The organism is Paenibacillus sp. P3E (assembly GCF_001909045.1).
In the GTDB taxonomy this organism is placed as follows: Bacteria; Bacillota; Bacilli; order Paenibacillales; family Paenibacillaceae; genus Paenibacillus_AQ; species Paenibacillus_AQ helianthi.
In genome coordinates this window covers 1-3,130 of record NZ_LVWH01000074.1, presented here as the reverse complement: position 1 = coordinate 3,130, position 3,130 = coordinate 1, and the positions used below count along the sequence as shown (strand labels likewise).

Below are 3,130 nucleotides of genomic sequence, written 5' to 3'. Positions count from 1 at the left end.
TCTCTAATCTAATATAGTATAGTATCTAAATCCTCTTGCGATATTTTCAAGGAACTATGCATTAAGACCTTGGAAGGTTCCCGTAATGCTGCCAGCTTGGAAACGAAATCATTCAACCGATCAACATAATGCTGAAGTAGCTCCTCTATATTGCTATTCGTAAACAGCGTCTCATCATATTTTATTGTTATATTCAATTTCCCGTTTATAATTATTAACTCCAGGTCAAATAAGCAGTCTTGTTGATTCGACGGGTCTATATCGTGCCCAGTATTAATGAATTCGATTGAAAAGTGTGGTTGGTACAAATTGTTGTCGATTTCACCAAGATAATTAAAACGAATATTTTTGGGGTTATTGTTAGGCAATAGACCTCGCAAATAATTTAATACACCGTAACCTAGTCCTTTGTTTGGCACATTTCTCAGTTGATCTTTTATAGACAGAATTTTTTCTATATCTTTACCATTCGGTACGTACAGGACAACCGGGTATATTGTTGTGAACCAACCAACTGTTTTGCTCAGGTTCAGTTGACTATTTGCTTCCTCTCTTCCATGTCCCTCAAGTTCAATCACTACATTGTCTCTATTCGTGCACTCTGACAAAACCGATGCAAAACACCCGACCAACACTTCTGATACATCTAAGTCATTTGTTGATTTTAATTTATGTAATTGTTTAGTCTGCGAAGATGTCAACTGTCTCGATAGCTCTTTTCGAATCGATTGTCTGTTCGCATTGGTAAATGAATCCGTGAGGAAGCGAGACTTTTCATTAAGGATTTCTTTCCAATAAACCAATTCAGATGTTACGTCCCAACTTTGGATATATGTTGCCCAAGCTTGGTACGTACTAGTTTTACTGCCTAATGAGAGTACCTGTTTATTACTCAGTTGATGCAACATTTTGTGAATATCATTTAGTAGAATTCTCCACGAAACCCCATCAATCACCAGATGATGAACTGTAATTAACAATAATCTCTCCTCATCTGATAATTTGAAAAGACAGGATCCCATTAATGGACCATCGTTTATGTTTAAGTGAGACTTCAAGTAGGAACCATTATTTTCAATAAATGTACTTTGTTGATCTATTGACAAATTAGATAGATCATATTCATTTATTTCCACTCGACAATTTAATGAATTATCATTAAAGAATAACTCATTTTTTAGCTCATTATAGTTAATACGTAGCATGTCATGATGTTGAATAAGTTTAGTTAATAATTGATTAATCTCGGTTTTGGAAATATCTCTATGAATTTTCAGTACAACAGATTGGTTCCAATGATGGGGATTGGATAACCTCTGGTTGAAAAACCATTTTGTTATTGGTGTATATTCAACATTTCCGCTACATATCTCTGTATTATCACACTTCACTTCCCTTTCAATTTTGACTGCAAATTCTTTTACGGAAGCAAAGAGCATAATATCTTTCGACTTTATCGAATACCCGTGATCGTGCAATTGGGCTGCTATTTGTATTGCTTTTATTGAATCCCCGCCTAAAGCAAAAAAATCATCCGTGACCCTGACATTGCATCCGAGTACTTGTGAGTAGATACTAACCAATAATATCTCGATCTGAGTTTGATTACTTATTTCATCGCTTTGTTGTACACCAGGAGTAGGTAGTGCATTTCGATCGATTTTACCATTAATAGTTAGAGGTATTCTGTCCATTTGAATAAACGTGGTTGGAATCATATAGTGTGGAAATAATCCTGCCAAATACGTTTTCACTTCAATAGGGTCGATTTGATCCTCACTTACAATATAAGCACACAAAAACGATTCATTTTCTTGAGCTTCCGATACTTTAACAAATACATCCCTTACCCCCGGATATCGATTTATTGCATGCTCAATCTCTTCTATCTCAATTCTGTAGCCTCTAATTTTAACCTGATAATCATTTCTTCCCAGATATTCGATAATACCGCTATTAATAAACCGTCCCAAATCCCCGGTTTTATACATTCTTTTACCCGGAATGAATGGGCTTTCAATGAAGCGACTTCGCGTTTCGGATTCTTTGTTTAAATATCCACGAGCAACACCATCACCGGATATATATATTTCGCCTGTATTCCCCATTGGAACTATCGATAAGCGATCATCCAACAAGTATATTTGAGTATTTGATATCGGCCTTCCTATTGGTACAGATGGATGTTTATCGATATGCGGATCAAATTCATGAATCATACAACCAACTACAGTTTCAGTCGGACCATACTCATTAAATATTTTAATTTTCCCATCAAATTTCCGATGTATCTCCAATGTTAAATCGACCTTAAGATCATCCCCACCGACAATCAATGTTTTAATTGAAGGAGTCTTTACTTCTACACCTCTTATTAATTTCAAGTGGGCAGGTGTTAACTTAAGGACAGAACAACGATTCTCACGCAATATTTTACTTAGGATAAATTCAGAACCATCGTCTTGATAGATCACGATTGATGCACCGCAAATTAATGGAGTGAAAATAGAGGTTACCGTTAGATCAAATGATATCGAAGAATATAGTGCAAAAGAATCCCCTACCCCTTGTACATATGTCTCTTTTGCCCAGTCTATATAATTCAACAATCCTCTATGTTCAACCATAACACCCTTAGGCTGCCCAGTAGACCCGGAAGTATAGATAACGTATGCTAAATCATCTCCAGCAATTGAGGTCTTCGTATATCTCCCTGGGGTATCTGAGGATATAGCGTTTACATTTACTATCTCACAGTTGAAACGTAATCCGCTTATATCTCCATTGTTGCTTAAGATAAGTCTAACATTACTATCTTCCAACATATAATTGATGCGTTCTAATGGATTACTTGGATCTATTGGTACATATGCCGCACCCAATTTTAGCACAGCAAGTATACTAGCAATTTCGTCAAGATTATGTGTCGCATAGATGCCTATTTTCTCATTTCTAAAATCTCCTTTTCTTTCAAGAACATGCGCAATTTGATTGCTTCTTTTATTTAGCTCCAGATATGAAATTGAAACGTGCTCTTGCTGAATTGCTATGTGATCGGGTGTCTTGATTACTTGGTTTTCGAACAATTCAATAACTGTTTGCTTAGGATAATCTATTCTCTGAGAAATAT

At 35.8% G+C, this 3,130-nt stretch carries 1 protein-coding gene; it reads right to left on the bottom strand.

Annotated elements, in window-relative coordinates; translation table 11 throughout:
• Positions 1-8: 8 nt before the first annotated feature.
• Positions 9-3,086 carry a non-ribosomal peptide synthetase gene (locus tag A3842_RS08210; RefSeq protein ID WP_218618665.1) on the bottom strand — a complete coding sequence of 1,026 codons (3,078 nt, stop codon included), beginning with the start codon at positions 3,084-3,086 and terminating at the stop codon, positions 9-11.
• Positions 3,087-3,130: the final 44 nt, after the last annotated feature.